The following is a 16,370-nucleotide window of genomic DNA, read 5'->3' on the forward strand; positions in this document are numbered from 1 at the left end:
GTTGTCCAGTAACAATCTCAAAGGAAACCTCTTGACGAGGTTCATAAATTTACTGGCTATTCGGCACGCTGTTGAGTTCTCAAAGAACACGCGCTCACCGTCACTCATCGCTGTGCAGCGAGTCGATCTGGGGCTGATGTCCGCCGCGCTCCGTTCCGGTCTCTCTCCGGCCCGTTCCGCGCTGGCAGAGAGAAAGTTACACCCCGCCCAACGCGGAGACAAATCGGGGGTCTGGAGGCACGTCTGCGCAGGTAGTACCCCCTGCGGCGACCCTCAAACCGGATCATGTGTGATCGGGACCACTCAGACGAGTTTTCCATGCGGCGTGGACGGCAGGTGCACGGCCACGGACAGCCCACCGCCGGGCACCGCCGTGGCGTGCGCCTGACCCTCGTGAGCTGCGACGGCGGCCCGCACGATGGACAGCCCGAGCCCGGTGCCGGTGCGCGCGGTCCGGTCGGTGCCACCCCGGCGGAACGGCTCGAACAGCTCCTCCACCCGGTCCGGAGCGATGAACGGCCCGGACGACGACACCCGCAGCAACGTCCACTCGGCCCCACCTTCGGTGCGCACCTCGATCCACCCACCGGGCAGGTTGTGCCGCACGGCGTTCTCCAGCAGGTTCCCCGCGATGCGCTCCAGCAACGCCGGGTCGCCGACGGCGGGCGCGGGCGCCGTCACGAACGACACCCGCAGCTGGCGCTCCTCCGCCTCCGCCCGCACGGCCCGCCACGCGGACTCGACGACGGCGTTGAGATCGACCGGCTCATGCACGGCCAAGCCGAGCCCGTCCGTGCGCGCGAGCAGCAACAACGCGCTGACCAGCTGCTCGGCCCGTTCCGTCGCGGCACGCACCACGCCCGCCATGCGGCGCAGCTCCGCCTCGTCGGCATCAGGGTCGGCGAGCGTGACGTCGAGCTCGGTCCGGATGACGGCGAGAGGAGTGCGCAGCTCATGGGAGGCGTTGGCGACGAACCGCCGTTGCGACTCGAACGCCGCCTGGAGCCGGTCGAGCATCTCGTCGAACGTGTCGGCCAGTTCGGCGACCTCGTCCCGGGGCCCGGCCAGGCGCAGCCGCTCACCGAGGGACTCGGCGGACAGCCGGCGGGCCGCGTCGGTCACGTCGTGCACGGGCTGGAGGACGCGCCCGGTGATGGTCCACGCGAGCAGCGCCGCCGCGGCCACCACGCAGAGGAAAGCGATCGAGCCGGATCGCAGCACGTCGTCCCGCGCCTGTTCGCCGAGCAGGTCCATGAGCGCGTCGGCGTCGACCTCGCGGCCGTCCACGATGACGGTGCTGCCCTCGGCGAAGCGGGGAGAAGAGGCGATGACCCGGCCGACGAGCAGCCAGCCGAGCAGGAGCAGCAGGCCGCTGACGAACGCGACCAGACCGGTCGCGAGGAGGGTGAGCCGCGTCCGCAGCCCGGGTCCGCGCCTGCGGGCCAGCTCAGAGTTCAGCGGAACCTGCCGTGGGCACGCGGTAGCCGGAGCCGACCACCGTGTCGATGATGCCCGGTTCGCCGAGCTTCTTGCGCAGCGTCATCACGGTGACGCGGACGGTCGTGGTGAACGGGTCGGCGTTCTCGTCCCAGACGCGTTCCAGCAGCTCCTCGCTGGAGACCACCGAGCCCTTGGCGGCCAGCAGCACCTCCAGCACGCCGAACTCCTTGCGGGTCAGCTCGACGGGCTGGCCCGCGCGGCGCACCGTGCGGCGGGCCGGGTCGAGCTCGACGTCACGAGCGGTGAGCAGCGGCGGGGTGGCCGGGGTGGCGCGGCGGGCGAGGGCCCGGACGCGGGCGACCAGTTCGGGGAACGCGAACGGTTTGGCCAGGTAGTCGTCGGCGCCGAGGGACAGGCCGGCGACGCGGTCGTCCACGCCGGCGCTCGCGGTGAGCATCATGACCCTGGTCAGGGCTCCTGAGCTGAGGATCTCCTTGCACAGTTCGTCGCCGGACATGCCGGGTAGATCGCGGTCGAGCACGACCACGTCGTACCGCGTCACGGTCGACTTCTCATGGCCGGTCTCGCCGTCGTAGGCGACGTCGACCGCCATACCTTCGCGCCGCAGGCCACGCGCGATCGCGTCGGCCAGCGGCACCTCGTCCTCGACTACCAGGATCCGCACCCCACAAAGGTGCCACACATCCCTGAGAAGGTGCTTAGCGTGAAGTGTCGACGTGCTGTTGGAGAGCTGTCGGAGCGAGGGTGGAGCGAGGGAGAAAAGATCAAAAGAGTCCTCGCCGGACGGGCAGATCAGCAGGATGACTCCGACTGCCAGGTCAAGCGCCGGGGCCGTTGTTGGTCGGGTTTCGTGTCATCCCACCGACCTCCCTACGGGCTACCACCCGCGTCAAGGGGGCGGCCAGCAGTGCAAGCCGCGGGTAGAGGTGAACGGCCCCCTTGACACGCGCGGTAGGGCGGAGCCAGGTCGGCGGGATGACACGAAGCCCTTCCTTTGGGGAGGAAGGGCAGAGGCGTGGTGGTGGGCGGTGGTGGGGTTAGCGGTTGCGTTCGAGGACGACGGTGTTGGCGGTTTGGAGGGCGCGCAGTTGGAGGAGGGCTGGGTGGTCCTCGGCCAGGCGGGCGGCGTTGAGGAGGGAGCGCAGGGCCGCTGTTTCGCCGCGGGCGCGTTCGAGGGCTGCTCGGGCTTCGGAGCGGGCCAGGATTTCGGCGAGGGCGGCTTTGCGGAGTTCGGTGGGCATGACGACGTCGCGGACGGCTACTTCGCGCAGGTCGATGCCCAGGTCGGCGGCGCGGGGGGCGACGGAGGCGAGGGTTTCGGCGGCGAGGGTCTCACGGGATTGGTCGACTTCGTCGTGGGCGCGGGTCAGCACGGCGGTGCGGAGGGCGATCTGGGTGAGGAGGTGGAGTTCGACCTCGGGGGTGGCGGCGGCCTGGACGTACTGGGCGGGGTCGGAGATCGACCAGACCAGGACGAGGGTGACGCGGATCAGGACGCCGTCGGAGGTGGGGATGTCCTGCCAGCCCTGGGTCTGGGAGCGGGGGCGGACGTCGAGGCGGCGGACCTGGTGGCGGAAGCCGCGGCGGTGGCGGCCGGGGCCGAGGACCTCGGTGAGCTTGCCGTGCCGGAAGACCACGCCGCGTTCCCACGGCATGAGGGTGTGCTTCACCGGGCCTCCTCCTGCGTTGCGCGGACCGCGACCCCGGTCGTGGGGCGGTGGGCGGGAGCACGGGGCTCGCAGGGCCCGACGCCCCGTGGTCGACCGGGGTCGCGGCTTGGGGGTGAACCCGCCGCGTTGGCAACGCGCCTCTCTGAAAGGTGTGCCCGGCTGTGATCGCGGGACTCGGGGTCGGCAGTGCCGTCCGAGCCGCTGACCGGGCGGGAGGAGGGTAACCGGGCTACTTCTCGACCGTCGCGCCCATTTCCGCGGGCTCGGTGGCGGCGACCCACTCGGTGACGCGGCGGGCGACGTCCTGGGCGGTCAGGCCGATGTCGGCGAGGACTTCGCCGCGTTCGCCGTGCTCCTGGAACGCCTGGGGGATGGCCAGGTCGCGCAGTGGCACGTCGACCGAGGCGTCGCGGAGTGCGGCGGCCAGTGTCCAGCCGAAGCCGCCGTGCCTGCCGCCGTCCTCGACGGTGACGACGAGGCGGTGGTTGGCGGCCAGGCCGATCAGGTCGTTCGCGATGGGGAAGACCCAGCGCGGGTCCACGACGGTGACGCCGATGCCCTGGTCGGCGAGGCGTTGGGCGGCGGCCAGGCCGAGTTCGCCGAACGCGCCCACGGTGACCAGGAGGACGTCGGAGCCGGAGCGGTGCAGGACGTCGACCGTGCCGATGCGTTCGAGGGCAGGCAGGTCTGGGCCCACTGAAGCCTTCGGGTAGCGGACGACGGAGGGTGCGTCGGAGATCCGGACGGCTTCGCGGAGTTCCTCGCGCAGCGAGGCGGCGTCGCGGGGGGCGGCCACGTGGATGCCGGGGATGAGGCCGCAGATGGACAGGTCCCACATGCCGTGGTGGGAGGCGCCGTCCGGGCCGGTGATGCCGGCGCGGTCGAGGACCACCGTGACGCCCTGCTTGTGCATGGCGACGTCCATCAGGAGCTGGTCGAACGCGCGGTTGAGGAAGGTGGCGTAGATCGCGACGACCGGGTGCATGCCGCCCATGGCGAGGCCGGCGGCGGAGGTCATGGCGTGCTGTTCGGCGATGCCGACGTCGAAGCAGCGCTCCGGGTAGAGGCCCGCGAACTTGTCCAGGCCTGTCGGGCCGCGCATGGCGGCGGTGATGGCGACGAGGTCCGGGCGTTCGCCGCCGAGCGTGGCGAGTTCGTCGGCGAAGACGTGGGTCCAGGTGCGCTTGGACGGGCCGATGTTCTCGCCGGTGATGGGGTCGATGACGCCGGTGGCGTGCATCTGGTCGGCCTCGTGGTTCTCGGCGGGCGCGAAGCCGTTGCCCTTGCGGGTGACGGTGTGCACGATGACCGGTCCGCCGAACGACTTGGCGCGGCGCAGCGCCGATTCGAGCACGAGGTGGTCGTGGCCGTCGACGGGGCCGATGTACTTGAGGCCGAGGTCTTCGAACATGGCCTGCGGGCTGAGCGCGTCCTTGATGCCGCGCTTGGCCGCGTGCAGGGCCGCGTAGACGGGCTTGCCGACGATCGGGGTGCCCTGGAGGGCGTTCTTGCCGCGTTCCAGGGCGCGCTCGTAGCCGGGCTGCAGGCGCAGTGACGAGAGGTGGTCGGCCAGGCCGCCGATGGTGGGCGAGTAGGAGCGGCCGTTGTCGTTGACGACGATGACGACGGGGCGGTCGGTGCCGGAGGCGATGTTGTTGAGCGCTTCCCAGCACATGCCGCCGGTCAGGGCGCCGTCGCCGACGATCGCGACGACGTGCCTGCGCTGGCCGCCGAGCTGGTAGGCCTTGGCCAGGCCGTCGGCGTAGGAGAGGGCGGTCGAGGCGTGGCTGTTCTCCTCGACGTCGTGCTCGCTCTCGGCGCGGGAGGGGTAGCCGGACAGGCCGCCCTTCTGGCGGAGCGTGTCGAAGCCGTCGCGGCGGCCGGTGAGGATCTTGTGCACGTAGCTCTGGTGACCGGTGTCGAAGACCACCGAGTCGTGCGGCGAGTCGAAGACCCGGTGCACCGCCATGGTCAGCTCGACGACCCCGAGGTTCGGCCCGAGGTGCCCCCCGGTCCGGGAGACCTTGTCGACGAGGAAACGCCGGATCTCGTCGGAGAGCGCGACCAGCTCGTCAGGTCCCAGCCGTTTCAGATCCGCCGGTCCGTGCACGGATTCCAGCAGCGTCACTCGCTCCACCTCGCCCTGTGGTTCGGGTCCCCGATTCGTCCGGTCAGTCTACGGACCACGGACTGAGACGCCTGTCAGCGCGCGGGCTCCAGCAGGGCGACGCATTCGACGTGGTGGGTCATCGGGAACGCGTCGAACGCCCTGAGCTGGGCCAACTCGTAGCCGTGCTGGGCGAACGAGGCGATGTCGCGGGCCAGCGCGGCGGGGTCGCACGCGACGTAAACCACACGTGCGGGTCGGCTGCGTGCGATCGCGGTCACCACAACCTTGCCCGCGCCCTTGCGCGGCGGGTCCAGGACGACGACGTCGGGTGGCAGGTCGGTGAAGTCGGGCGTGTCGAGCACGGCTTCGGTGCGGCCGACGTGCCAGCTGATCTGCGGCTGGTCGGAGAGGTTGAGCTTGCCGTCGGCGACGGCGCCGTGCGACGACTCGACCACGGCGACGGAGCCTTGGGGCCCGACCTGGTCGGCGAGCACGGAGGCGAACAGGCCGACGCCGCCGTAGAGGTCCCAGGCGCGGTCGCCGGGGCGGCAGTCGGCCCAGTCGCCGACGACCTTGGCGAACGTGTCCGCGGCGGCCGGGTGGACCTGCCAGAAGCCGTCGGAGCGGAGGTTCCACGTGCGGCCGGCGGCCAGCTCGGTGGCCGTGCCGCTGCCCTGGCGCAGGCGGGAGGGCCCGGGGACGGGACGGCCTCGGCGGATGATGGGCGGGCCGATCTCGGTGACGTGCGTGCGGCCACCCGCGTCACGGGCGATGACCAGCTCGGACTTGGGCGGCCAGGTGCGGTCGACCACGTCTTCGAGGGTGTCCGGGACGGCGATCACGCAGTCGTCCACGGGGATGACCTGGTGGCTGCGGTGGGCGCGGAAGCCGGGGCGGCCGTCCGGGCCGACGGCCATGCGCATCCGGGTGCGCCAGTCCTCCGGGCCGCCGGGCAGCTCCTCGACGATGACCTCCCAGTCGAGCTTCGCCAGCCGGTGCAGCTGCTCGCTGACCACGGCCGCCTTCAGCTCGCGCTGGGCCTGCCACGACGCGTGCTGCCAGTCGCAGCCGCCGCACAGGCCGGGACCGGCGAACGGGCACGGCGCCTGCACGCGGTCCGGTGACGCCTCCAGCACCTCGACGGCGTCGCCGCGGCAGAACGAGCCGCCGGTGTCCTCCGTGATCCGCACGACCACCCGTTCGCCGGGCAGGGCGTGCCGGACGAACACGACGCGGCCCTCGTGCCGGGCGACGCAGTGCCCGCCGTGGGCGACCGCGCCGACCTCGACCTCGATCAGCCGCTGCTTCCAGGTCGCCGTCACTTGCCGTCCTTCTCTTGGCCGCGGTTGTCCAGGCCGCGGCGGATCGCGCCGGGCACGATCGCGTCGTCCTTGTCGGTCACCTTCGAGGATGAGGCCAGCTGCCACGGCACGCTCGTCACCATCACGCCGGGCTGGAACAGCAGCCTGCCCTTGAGCCGCAGCGCGCTCTGGTTGTGCAGGAACTGCTCCCACCAGTGCCCGACCACGTACTCCGGGATGAACACGGTCACGACGTCGCGCGGGTTGTCCGTGCGGACCCGCTTGACGTAGTCCAGGACCGGTTTGGTGATCTCGCGGTAGGGCGACTCGATCACCTTCAGCGGCACCTTGAAGTTCTCCTTCTCCCAGTCCCGCACCAGGCGGCGGGTGTCGCCGTCGTCCACGTTCACGGTGACCGCCTCCAGCATGTCCGGCCTGGTCGCCTTCGCGTACGCCAGGGCCCGCAGGGTCGGCATGTGCAGCTTGGAGACCAGCACCATGGCGTGGTTGCGGGCGGGCAGCAACTTCTGCCGCTCCTGCTGGCGCAGCTCCTCGGCGACCCGGTCGTAGTGCCGGCGGATCGCCGTCATCAGGGCGTAGAGGGCGGCCATCGCGGCGATGGCGATCCACGCGCCGTGGGTGAACTTCGTGATCAGCACGACGACCAGCACCGAGGCGGTGAGCGCCAGGCCGAACGCGTTGATCGACTGGGACCGGCGCATCCGGCGCCGGGCGTTGGGGTCGGTCTCGGTCTTGAGCAGCCGGTTCCAGTGCCGGACCATGCCGGTCTGGCTCATCGTGAACGAGACGAACACGCCCACGATGTAGAGCTGGATGAGCTTGGTGACCTCGGCGTCGAACGCGATGACCAGCACGATCGCCGCGCCCGCGAGGAACACGATGCCGTTGCTGAACGCGAGCCGGTCGCCGCGGGTGTGCAGCTGGCGGGGCAGGTAGCGGTCCTGGGCGAGGATCGAGCCGAGCACCGGGAAGCCGTTGAACGCGGTGTTGGCCGCCAGCACGAGGATCAGCGCGGTGACCGTGGTGATGAAGAAGAACCCGACCGGGAAGCCCTCGAACACCGCGCCGGCGATCTGGGCGACCATCGTCTTCTGCTCGTAGCCCTCGGGCGCGTTGACGAGCTGGTGCGCCGGGTCCTCGGCCATCTTCACGCCGGTGAGCTGGGCCAGCACGATCAGGCCCATCAGCATCGTGACCGCGATCAGGCCCATCGCCAGCAGCGTGGTCGCCGCGTTGCGCGACTTCGGCTTGCGGAACGCCGGCACGCCGTTGCTGATCGCCTCCACGCCCGTCAACGCCGCGCTGCCGGACGAGAAGGCGCGCAGCACGAGGAAGACGAACGCCAGGCCCATCAGGTGGTCGTCCTCGGCGCGCAGTTCCAGTCCCGCGCTCTCGGCGCGCATCTCGTCGCCCATGAGGAAGCCGCGGACCAGGCCGTAGCCGATCATGAAGAGGACACCGGCCATGAACGCGTAGGTCGGGATGGCGAACGCGCTGCCGGACTCGCGGATGCCGCGCAGGTTGACGGCGGTGAGCAGGACGATCGCGACGACCGCGAATTCAGCCTTGTGGGTGGCCACGAACGGGATGGCCGAGCCGATGTTCGCCGCCGCCGACGAGATCGAGACGGCGACCGTGAGGATGTAGTCGACGAGCAGCGCGCTCGCCACGGTGAGGCCCGCTCTGCGACCCAGGTTGACCGTAGCGACCTCGTAGTCGCCGCCGCCGGAGGGGTAGGCGTGCACGTTCTGCCGGTAGCTCGCCACCACCGTGAGCATCACGACGACCACCGCCACGCCCACCCACGGCGCCAGCGCGTAGGCCGACAGACCCGCCACCGACAGCACGAGGAAGATCTCCTCGGGCGCGTAGGCCACGCTCGACATCGCGTCGGAGGCGAACACCGGCAGGGCGATGCGCTTGGGCAGGAGGGTGTGGGCTAGGCGATCGCTGCGGAAGGGCCTGCCGACCAGGAGGCGCTTGGCCGCGGTTGCGAGCTTGGACACGGGTCGAAAGCGTAAGGGGTCAGGTCCCCTGGTCGGAGTAATCGTGGGTAGGTTCTCCGTAGGCGTCGTTCAGGAGGCTTTCGTGCACGTGGTGATCATGGGCTGCGGCCGGGTGGGCTCGTCCCTGGCCAAGGCCCTGGAGCGCCTGGACCACCAGGTATCGGTGATCGACAAGGACGCGCAGTCCTTCCGCAGACTCGGCCCGGACTTCCACGGCCAGCAGGTCGTCGGCAACGGTTTCGACCAGAAGGTGCTGATCGAGGCCGGTATCGAGCGGGCGGGCGCGTTCGCGGCCGTGTCCAGCGGCGACAACTCCAACATCATCTCGGCGCGGGTGGCGCGGGAGACGTTCGGGGTGGAGGCGGTGGTCGCGCGGATCTACGACGAGAAGCGCGCCGCGGTGTACGAGCGGCTCGGCATCCCGACCGTGGCGACCGTGCCGTGGTCGACCGACCGGTTCCTGCGGATGCTGCTGCCCGAGGGCACGGCGACGGCGTGGCGCGACCCGTCCGGCACGGTGGCCGTCCTGCCGCTGGAGCTGCACGAGGACTGGGTCGGGCGCACGGTGCGCGACCTGCAGGAGGCCACCGGCAGCCGGGTGGCGTTCGTGATGCGGTTCGGCACCGGCGTGCTGCCCGACTCGAAGACCGTGCTGCAGGCCGACGACCAGGTGTACGTGGCCGCCCTGTCCGGCACCGTGACCGACGTGGCCGCCGCCGCGGCCCACGCGCCCGAGGAGAGCTAGTGCGTATCGCGATTGCGGGTGCCGGTGCGGTGGGTCGTTCCATCGCGGCCGAGCTGGTGTCCGACGGGCACCAGGTGATGCTGATCGAACGTGACCGCACGCATTTCGAGCCGCACACCGTGGAGCAGGCGGAGTGGGTGCAGGCCGACGCGTGCGAGCTGTCGTCGCTGGAAGACGCCGGGATGCAGCTGTGCGACGTGGTGATCGCGGCGACCGGTGACGACAAGGTCAACCTGGTCGTGTCGTTGCTGGCGAAGACCGAGTTCGCGGTGCGGCGCGTCGTGGCGCGGGTGAACGACCCGGCGAACGAGTGGCTGTTCACCGAGTCGTGGGGGGTGGACGTGGCCGTGTCGACGCCGCGCATCCTGTCCGCGCTGGTGGAGGAGGCGGTGACGGTCGGGGACGTGGTGCGGCTGATGACGTTGCGCCAGGGTCAGGCCAACCTGGTCGAGATCACTCTTCCGGGCGACACTCCGTTGGCGGGATCCCCGGTGAACGGCCTGGCTCTGCCGCGGGACGCCGCCCTGGTGACGATCCTGCGCGGCGGCCGCGTGATCGTGCCGACGCCGGACGACACGCTCGAGGGCGGGGACGAACTGCTCTTCGTGGCGGCGGCGGACGTGGAGCAGGAGATCCGTTCGGCCCTGGGGTACTGACGCCCGGCTTGTCCACAAGCGGTCACGTTGTCCACAGGCGTTCGGGCTGTCCACAGGCAGCGGCGAGCGGCCGGTTCTTGTCGGTTCCCTCCGGAAAGATAAAAGCAGGGGTCCCCTTGGCGGGGACGCCTGCGAAGCCGTTCACCTGCGCAAACACGCGTTCGGGCGAGGTGTGACGGCCGGTGGCCGTGGGTCACCTGTGAGCTTGTGCAGCCGTTACGCGGGTGTCTCCTGGCGGCAGCCTCGCGGCGGCAGGCGGTGGCGTGGTCGCGGCAGGCTCTGTTCTGCCGGTTCCCCGCGGGGGTGGGATGCGAGGTCCGTCACCGCAGTTCACGCCGGTGATCGCACGTTCCGCGGATGGCAGGTCTTATCGCGGGCGGTCGATCGCGCCGAACGCCGTCCTGCTGCGCGTCATGATGTCCACTGACACGATGAGCTGGGCCTCGGCCAGGAGGTTGGCGCGTTCCTGCGAACCCAGCGGCCACTGGCGGGCCGCGTCCAGCAGGTTCTGCGCGATGTCCACCGTGGTGGGTTCCTTGTCGAAGATCTTCACGCGACCTCCTCCGAAGACGGCCGGTGATCGCACGCGCCACACAACGCGCACGAAGCGCGTGTCAAGGATATCGCTGAGCCTTGCCGGTCACCCTGAGCGTTGTGGCCGGCGAGCCGGTGGCCTCCGCCTGGCGCGTTAGGCGCTACCCGTGACCGGGCGGCAGGCGACCCCAGCCGCCCCACCGGCCCGTTGGCGTGCTGCGGGACCGGTGGGGCGTAGCTCGGGTGGGTCAGCGTTCCTCGGCGCGAGCGGGCGCGGGGGTGTCGTCCCGTGGCTTGTCGGTGACGCCGCCGCGGGCCTCGTCGGTCGAGGGGTCGAGGAGTTGGTCGTAGATGTTCCGCTTGCCCTCGGCCTCGGCCTGCGCCCGGAGGCGTTCCTCGGCTTGCCGGTTCTCCTCCTCCTCGCGGGCGAGGGTGGCTTTCAGGCGCTTGTCCGAGCGGCGCACCGCCCAGACCGTGGCGAACAGCGCCACCGCCATCAGCGGGTAGCCCATGGCCAGGCGCGCGGCCGCCAGCCAGCCCACCGACGCCTCGTCGTACAGCCACCGCTGCACCACGAACCGGGCGATGAACACCAGCGCCCACACGAGGGTGGCGATGTCGTAGTCGCGGACGTTCGCCTTGTCCTTGCGCCACGCCGTGCCCTGGCCGTTGAGGAACGACCAGATCACGCCCGCGAGAGGCCACCTGACCAGGATCGACAGGACGAAGCCGCCGCCGTAGACGAGGCTCTGCCAGATGCCGAACAGGAAGAAGCCCTTGGCGTCACCGGTCCGGTAGGCGATGAACGCGGCGATGCCGACGCCGAAGACCGCCGAGACGGCCGGCTGCACCGAGCCCTTGCGCAGGGCCAGCACGACGCCGATCACGACCGAGAACCCGAGCGCGCTCCAGATCGCCGGCATGAGCCCGGCGAACGCGTTGACCAGCACGAACACCACGACGGGCAGCGACGAGAACAGCAGGCCGCTCACGCCGCCCATCTGCTCGAGGAGAGTGGGCTGCTTCTCGGACTCTTTCACCGATGTCATGAAGCGTTCTGCAGCTCGTAGTAGGGGTTGTAGAGCACCTTGCGCCCGTCGCGCACGGCGATCCGACCTCTGGCCTTGATGGTGCGACCAGGCTCGATGCCCGCGATCCGGCGACGGCCCAGCCAGACCAGCGTCACGCCCTCGGTGCCGTCGTACAACTCCGCCTCCAGCGTGGCCGCGGCGTCACGCGGGCACAGCTCGACGCTGCGCAACCGACCCAACACCGTCACCTCTTGTCCGGACTCGCAGTCGCACGCGCGGATGGCCCCGACGGCCTCGGCTTTTCGAGACAGGTCGTCGGCGTCCAACTCGCTCACGTCGGTGGTCAGCCGACGCACGAGGCGGCGCCAGTAGCCACCCCCAGTACCAGTCATCCCCGACTCCTGGAATGCGCGGGGCCTCGACGACGAAGCCCGTCCAACAGCCAGCGTAACCGGGTGCACCCGACCGGGTATCCGACTGGGGGAGGATGTCACGTCATGAGGTCGTCACGTGCCGTTCTGCTGCCGGGCACCGCGTCCGACGAGGTGTTCATCTCCTCGGTGTTCGCCCGCCCGCTCGCCGAGGCCGGGTTGGCCCTGGTCGCGCCCGCGTCACGGGGCGTCCGGGAGCACTTCGAGGCGTTGGACGCCGCCTGGGACGGCACGCCGCTGGTCGTGGGCGGGGTGTCGCTGGGCGCGCACGTGGCGGCGGCGTGGGCGGTGCGGCACCCCGAGCGGTGCGCGGGCGTGCTGGTGGCGTTGCCCGCCTGGAACGGCGCGGCGGACGGCGCGCCGGCGGCGTCGGCGGCACGGGCCAGCGCCTCGGTGGTGGAGTCGGCGGGCGTCGAGACCGCGCTGACCGGCGTCGACGGGTGGCTCGGCGACGAGCTGCGGAGGGCTTGGCCAAGGTATGGGGCGCGGCTCGCGGACGTGCTGCGGGAGGCCGCCGGGTCGTCCGCGCCGACGGTGGCCGAACTGGGCAGGCTCACGGCGCCGGTGGGGGTCGCGGCCTGCACCGACGACCCCGTTCACCCGTTGGAAGTCGCCCGGACGTGGGTCGGAGCACTCCCCCGTGCCGCTCTGCGCACGACGACGTTGGCGGCGTTGGGCGCGGACCGGGAGTCCCTGGGCCGCGCCGCGCTGGACGCCTACTTCTCCGTGTCGGTGCCCGTCTGACCGGGTCTCAGCCCTGCTGCTGGGCCTGGATGTGCCGGGCGATGGCCTCGGGCAGCTCGATCGGCAACGGCGTCCGCACCGGCATCGCCTGCTCACCGCGCACCACGACCGTGTCCCGCAACAACGCGTAGAGGGCGTCGGTCGCCTTGGCGCTCTGCTCCTCCGTGGGCGCCGCCGCGATGCCCCGCAGCATCCACCGCGGTCCGTCCACGCCGATCACCCGGAGGTGCACCTCTTGATCGGACGCGGTCCTTCCCGGTGACGCCGTGGTGTTCCGGGCGATGATCTCCTCGCCCCACTCGCCGTTCTCCCGCAGGATCCGGAAACCGTCGCTCTTGAACTGGGCGATCATCTCGCCGCTGACCTCCGGCCACAGCCGGTCGTGCTTCGGCGCGGCGAACGCGCTCACGGTGAGCTGGCCGGCGGTCGTCAGCAGGTGCACCGCCCGCACCGCGCCCGCCGGGTCCATCTCCACCTGCAGCTGCGCGCCCTCGGGCACCGGCAGCCGGATCGAGCCGAGGTCCAGCCGGTTCAGGCCGTCGTCCGGGGCCTGCGTGGAGTCGAACGGCCCGTCCTCGGCCTCCTCGGCGCCGTCGAACTCGACCTCGGGTTGCGCCGTCCCCCGGTTCGCGGAGTGCCTACCGCGCTTGCGGCGCTTTCCGAACATCGCCTTCACCCCTCCGTCCGGGCGAGCACGTCGTGCCCGCCTGTAGAGCCGTAGCCACCCGCGCCCCGCGCGGAGTCGGGCAGCTCGTCGACTTCGCGGAACACCGCGTGCTCCACCTTCTGCACCACCAGCTGGGCGATCCGGTCACCGCGCGTCAGCACTACGGGCTCGCGCAGGTCGTGGTTCACCAGGCACACCTTGATCTCGCCCCGGTAGCCCGCGTCGATCGTGCCCGGGGTGTTGACCACGCTCAGGCCGACGCGCGCGGCCAGGCCGGAACGCGGGTGCACGAACCCCGCGTACCCCTCCGGCAACGCGATCGCGACACCAGTGCCTACCACCGCGCGCTCCCCCGGTTCGATCACCACGTCGGTGGTGGTCACCAGGTCGGCGCCGGCATCACCCGGTCGGGCGTAGGCCGGGAGCGGCACGGCGGGATCGAGCCGGGACAACAGGACCTCGACGCTGGGCACGGCGCGCGAGACTACCCTGGTGGCGTGAGCGAGACTGCTGTGACCGCCCCGATCGCGTTCCGCGAGCGGTTGTACGTGCCCTGGTGGGGTTGGCCGCTGCCGCTGGCCGCGGCCGTGCTGCTGGCCGCCGAGATCCACATGGGCTTCCCGGGCGTGCGGTCGTGGCTGCCGTACGTGATCACGGTGCCGCTGGCGGTGCTGCTGATCGTGCGGATGGGTTCGGCGAAGGTCGAGGTGTCCGGCGGCGAGCTGCGGGTGGGGCAGGCGCACGTGCCGCTGGACCTGCTCGGCGAGGTCGAGGTGTTCGACGCGAAGAGCAAGCGGAAGGCCATGGGCCCGAACCTGGACCCGATGGCGTTCGTCACCCACCGGGGTTGGATCGGGCCGATGGTGCGGGTCGAGCTGCGCGACCCGGCGGACCCGACGCCGTACTGGCTGTTCAGCGTGCGTTCGGCGGAGAAGCTGGCGGCCCTGCTGCGCGATCGGTGACGTGGACCGGCAACGGGGACTGGGCGCCACCCCGGCGGTGGGGGTGAGCGCCCAGGTCTGGTCGTAGGTGCGTGTTCGGTCGTGCGGTGACACTGGTGCTGCCGGTCGTGCGGTCGTGCTGTGGTCGTGCCTTGGTGCCGGTCGTGCGGTGCGGTGCTGGTCGTTCGGCGGTGCTGTGTCGTGCGGGTTCGTGCCCGGTGGACGTGCCTCAGGCGCAGTCGCGGCAGATGTACTGGCCGTTGACTTCCTCGGCCAGCCTGCTGCGGTGGTGCACCAGGAAGCACTTCGAGCACGTGAACTCGTCCGCCTGCTTCGGCAGGACCTTGAACGTCAGCTCCTCACCGGACAGGTCGGCGCCCGGCAGCTCGAAGTTCTCGGCGGTCGCGTCCTCGTCGATGTCGACGACCCCGGACTGCGTTTCGTTGCGCCGCGCCTTCAGCTCCTCGAGGGAGTCCTCAGCGAGTTCGTCCGCCTCGCTGCGACGCGGTGCGTCGTAGTCGGTCGCCATACTTCTTTCACCCCTGCGGTCAACGGAGACTGTTCGTGTCGCTGGTTAACGCACCAGCGCCCCTATTTGTGCCCTCCGTCCCCAGTGACGGAGGTCTCGCTCGTGCGGCCGGGCGCCAACCCCCTGTTCGTCGACGCTTTCAGGTGTCCGGCGGTGCGCGGAGCGCCGAGAGGGTAGCTCATTGATCGGGGGGTCGCGCAGCGGGTTCCCCCTAATTGAGCAGACGGGTGACAGGCCCTTCCCACGCTGGCCAGATAGGCTTGGACGGGCACCACCCACCCGGTCCTCCCGTGCTCCGCTGCCCGACCAGGGCGTTGACCGTCCGCGACCGGGTGATCGCACCCCGCTACACACCCGCCCGAGACGCGGGGCGGCGGGGCGCGGCATAGCCTGATCACTGTCAACACTGCGCCAGGGGAGGTCGACGGACGTGGGACGACCCGGTACGGGGAGCAGCGGGTCGTCGCGGTACCGGAAGCGGCGACCGTTGCCGGCCCTCATCCTTTTCCTGGTGCTCGCCGTGACCGCGGTGGTGGTGTGGAACCGGGTGCTGTCGGACGCGGGCGACGTGGACGCGGCGATCAAGTGCAACCCGCCGGGCGGTGTGCCCTCGCCGTCGTCCGGCGCGCCCGCCGCACCCGCGGCCGAGCCGCCGCCTCCGTTGGGAACGGTGCTCGCGCACGACGCCCTGGACCGGACCGATCCGGTGCCGGTCGGCGGCGTGCAGTTCCGCGTGTTCAACGCGAGCACGCAGCGCAACCAGGCTCGGTTCGTGGCGACGACGTTGGCCGAGCTGGGCATGAAGCAGGCGGCCGAGCCGGGCAACGACCCGGTGTACCCGGCGCAGGACATGACGTGCCGCGGCCAGATCCGGTTCGGCGCGCCCGGCGCGGGTGCGGCGCGGACGTTGAGCCTGGTCGAGCCCTGTCTGGAGCTGGTGCGGGACGAGCGCCAGGACGCGACGGTGGACGTGGCGATCGGGCAGAAGTTCAGCGAGGTGAAGCCGAACAGCGACGCCCGCAAGGTGCTCGACCAGCTCGCCGAGTGGGCGATGCAGCAGCCGGAGCAGCAGGGCGGCCAGGCCGCCGAGGGCTCCACGCCGCTGTCGCTGAACGCCGACAACCTCAAGGGCGCCCGCGACATCCAGTGCTGAGCGGGAGCCGGGAACGACGCCGGTTGCTGGTAGGAGCGGGACGCCGACCTCAGTTGCTGACCGGAGCGGGCACGACTGCGCGTGCTGACCGAGCGGGACACGATGCCGGGTGCTGACCGGAGCGGGGCGACGGCCGGTCTGAGCTGGAGTTATCCATCAGACTCGGGGTTGTCCACAACCCCACCCACGGCTCACGCCGACTGTCGGTCCTTCGTGGTTTGATCGAATCCAGGGGTCCCCCTGGCCGGAGGACCCCTGCGACAGCACGACGCCCAGCGGCCACGCCCATACGCCCAGCGGCGGACCGGCGCTCAGCGGCCGACAGCACGGCGGCAGACCGGACCCAGTGGGCCACCGGCGGACCGGGCTC

General features: G+C 71.0%; 17 protein-coding genes. 5 read left to right on the plus strand and 12 right to left on the minus strand.

All coding sequences use genetic code 11. The features are described 5' to 3' along the window. Positions 1-303: 303 nt before the first annotated feature. From ADK67_RS15595 to ADK67_RS15620, 6 genes are all read right to left on the minus strand, one after another. Positions 304-1,458 (minus strand): sensor histidine kinase, encoded by a 1,155-nt coding sequence (locus ADK67_RS15595; RefSeq protein ID WP_442974149.1) that lies wholly within the window; start codon positions 1,456-1,458, stop codon positions 304-306. After that, the gene (locus tag ADK67_RS15600; protein ID WP_053717159.1) at positions 1,448-2,125 is read right to left on the minus strand and encodes a response regulator transcription factor; all 678 of its coding nucleotides are present in this window, start codon (positions 2,123-2,125) and stop codon (positions 1,448-1,450) included. The genes ADK67_RS15595 and ADK67_RS15600 overlap by 11 nt, the downstream gene beginning before the upstream one ends. Before the next feature lie 373 nt (positions 2,126-2,498). Further along, the gene (locus ADK67_RS15605) at positions 2,499-3,131 is read right to left on the minus strand and encodes a slipin family protein (RefSeq protein WP_053717160.1); all 633 of its coding nucleotides are present in this window, start codon (positions 3,129-3,131) and stop codon (positions 2,499-2,501) included. A gap of 229 nt (positions 3,132-3,360) precedes the next feature. Further along, positions 3,361-5,259, minus strand: a complete 1,899-nt coding sequence (gene dxs, locus ADK67_RS15610; RefSeq protein ID WP_053717161.1) for a 1-deoxy-D-xylulose-5-phosphate synthase — start codon at positions 5,257-5,259, stop codon at positions 3,361-3,363. 74 nt (positions 5,260-5,333) lie between these two features. Then, positions 5,334-6,563, minus strand: coding sequence for a class I SAM-dependent RNA methyltransferase (locus tag ADK67_RS15615; protein ID WP_053717162.1), 1,230 nt, complete (start codon positions 6,561-6,563; stop codon positions 5,334-5,336). Beyond that, complete coding sequence (locus ADK67_RS15620; RefSeq protein WP_053717163.1) at positions 6,560-8,569, minus strand: APC family permease; 2,010 nt, start codon at positions 8,567-8,569, stop codon at positions 6,560-6,562. The genes ADK67_RS15615 and ADK67_RS15620 overlap by 4 nt, the downstream gene beginning before the upstream one ends. Between ADK67_RS15620 and ADK67_RS15625 the strand changes: the two genes are divergently transcribed. Next, positions 8,478-9,314 (plus strand): potassium channel family protein, encoded by an 837-nt coding sequence (locus tag ADK67_RS15625; protein ID WP_442974147.1) that lies wholly within the window; start codon positions 8,478-8,480, stop codon positions 9,312-9,314. The genes ADK67_RS15620 and ADK67_RS15625 overlap by 92 nt on opposite strands. After that, the gene (locus tag ADK67_RS15630; RefSeq protein ID WP_053717165.1) at positions 9,314-9,970 is read left to right on the plus strand and encodes a potassium channel family protein; all 657 of its coding nucleotides are present in this window, start codon (positions 9,314-9,316) and stop codon (positions 9,968-9,970) included. Before ADK67_RS15625 ends, ADK67_RS15630 begins: the two co-directional genes overlap by 1 nt. A 367-nt stretch (positions 9,971-10,337) precedes the next feature. On the opposite strand, the gene ADK67_RS15635 is transcribed toward ADK67_RS15630, so the two are convergent. The 3 genes from ADK67_RS15635 to ADK67_RS15645 all read right to left on the minus strand — a co-directional run bounded on the left by ADK67_RS15635 (position 10,338) and on the right by ADK67_RS15645 (position 11,927). Beyond that, a complete protein-coding gene (locus ADK67_RS15635; protein ID WP_053717166.1) occupies positions 10,338-10,523 on the minus strand; it encodes a hypothetical protein in 186 nt (61 codons plus the stop codon). Positions 10,524-10,752: 229 nt separating this feature from the next. Beyond that, complete coding sequence (locus ADK67_RS15640) at positions 10,753-11,553, minus strand: DUF3159 domain-containing protein (protein ID WP_082403506.1); 801 nt, start codon at positions 11,551-11,553, stop codon at positions 10,753-10,755. Then, a complete protein-coding gene (locus tag ADK67_RS15645; RefSeq protein WP_053717167.1) occupies positions 11,550-11,927 on the minus strand; it encodes an OB-fold nucleic acid binding domain-containing protein in 378 nt (125 codons plus the stop codon). Before ADK67_RS15645 ends, ADK67_RS15640 begins: the two co-directional genes overlap by 4 nt. Before the next feature lie 105 nt (positions 11,928-12,032). Between ADK67_RS15645 and ADK67_RS15650 the strand changes: the two genes are divergently transcribed. After that, positions 12,033-12,710, plus strand: a complete 678-nt coding sequence (locus ADK67_RS15650) for an alpha/beta fold hydrolase (protein ID WP_053717168.1) — start codon at positions 12,033-12,035, stop codon at positions 12,708-12,710. Between the two features lie 7 nt (positions 12,711-12,717). On the opposite strand, the gene ADK67_RS15655 is transcribed toward ADK67_RS15650, so the two are convergent. Both ADK67_RS15655 and dut read right to left on the minus strand, forming a co-directional pair. Beyond that, positions 12,718-13,377, minus strand: coding sequence for a DUF3710 domain-containing protein (locus ADK67_RS15655; RefSeq protein ID WP_053717242.1), 660 nt, complete (start codon positions 13,375-13,377; stop codon positions 12,718-12,720). Positions 13,378-13,382: 5 nt separating this feature from the next. Continuing rightward, complete coding sequence (dut, locus tag ADK67_RS15660) at positions 13,383-13,850, minus strand: dUTP diphosphatase (RefSeq protein ID WP_053717169.1); 468 nt, start codon at positions 13,848-13,850, stop codon at positions 13,383-13,385. 24 nt (positions 13,851-13,874) lie between these two features. On the opposite strand from dut, the gene ADK67_RS15665 reads away from it, so the two are divergent. Further along, positions 13,875-14,339: a DUF3093 domain-containing protein gene (locus ADK67_RS15665; RefSeq protein WP_053717170.1), complete on the plus strand. Its 465-nt coding sequence runs from the start codon at positions 13,875-13,877 to the stop codon at positions 14,337-14,339. A 208-nt stretch (positions 14,340-14,547) separates the two neighbouring features. Here ADK67_RS15665 and ADK67_RS15670 read toward each other — a convergent pair whose 3' ends face one another. After that, on the minus strand, positions 14,548-14,847 hold the full coding sequence (locus tag ADK67_RS15670) for a DUF4193 domain-containing protein (protein ID WP_053717171.1): 300 nt from the start codon (positions 14,845-14,847) through the stop codon (positions 14,548-14,550). 430 nt (positions 14,848-15,277) lie between these two features. Here ADK67_RS15670 and cei point away from each other — a divergent pair, with 430 nt between their 5' ends. Then, on the plus strand, positions 15,278-16,000 hold the full coding sequence (gene cei, locus ADK67_RS15675; protein WP_053717172.1) for an envelope integrity protein Cei: 723 nt from the start codon (positions 15,278-15,280) through the stop codon (positions 15,998-16,000). The last annotated feature ends 370 nt before the right edge of the window (positions 16,001-16,370 follow it).

The organism is Saccharothrix sp. NRRL B-16348 (assembly GCF_001280085.1).
Taxonomy (GTDB): domain Bacteria; phylum Actinomycetota; class Actinomycetes; order Mycobacteriales; family Pseudonocardiaceae; genus Actinosynnema.

Bases quoted from the DNA above. Each gene is read 5' to 3' on its own strand.
- ADK67_RS15640 (WP_082403506.1), bottom strand. From the start codon at position 11,553: ATGACATCGGTGAAAGAGTCCGAGAAGCAGCCCACTCTCCTCGAGCAG.
- ADK67_RS15650 (WP_053717168.1), top strand. From the start codon at position 12,033: ATGAGGTCGTCACGTGCCGTTCTGCTGCCGGGCACCGCGTCCGACGAG.
- ADK67_RS15670 (WP_053717171.1), bottom strand. From the start codon at position 14,847: ATGGCGACCGACTACGACGCACCGCGTCGCAGCGAGGCGGACGAACTC.
- ADK67_RS15625 (WP_442974147.1), top strand. From the start codon at position 8,478: ATGCGCTTGGGCAGGAGGGTGTGGGCTAGGCGATCGCTGCGGAAGGGC.
- ADK67_RS15655 (WP_053717242.1), bottom strand. From the start codon at position 13,377: ATGTTCGGAAAGCGCCGCAAGCGCGGTAGGCACTCCGCGAACCGGGGG.
- ADK67_RS15645 (WP_053717167.1), bottom strand. From the start codon at position 11,927: ATGACTGGTACTGGGGGTGGCTACTGGCGCCGCCTCGTGCGTCGGCTG.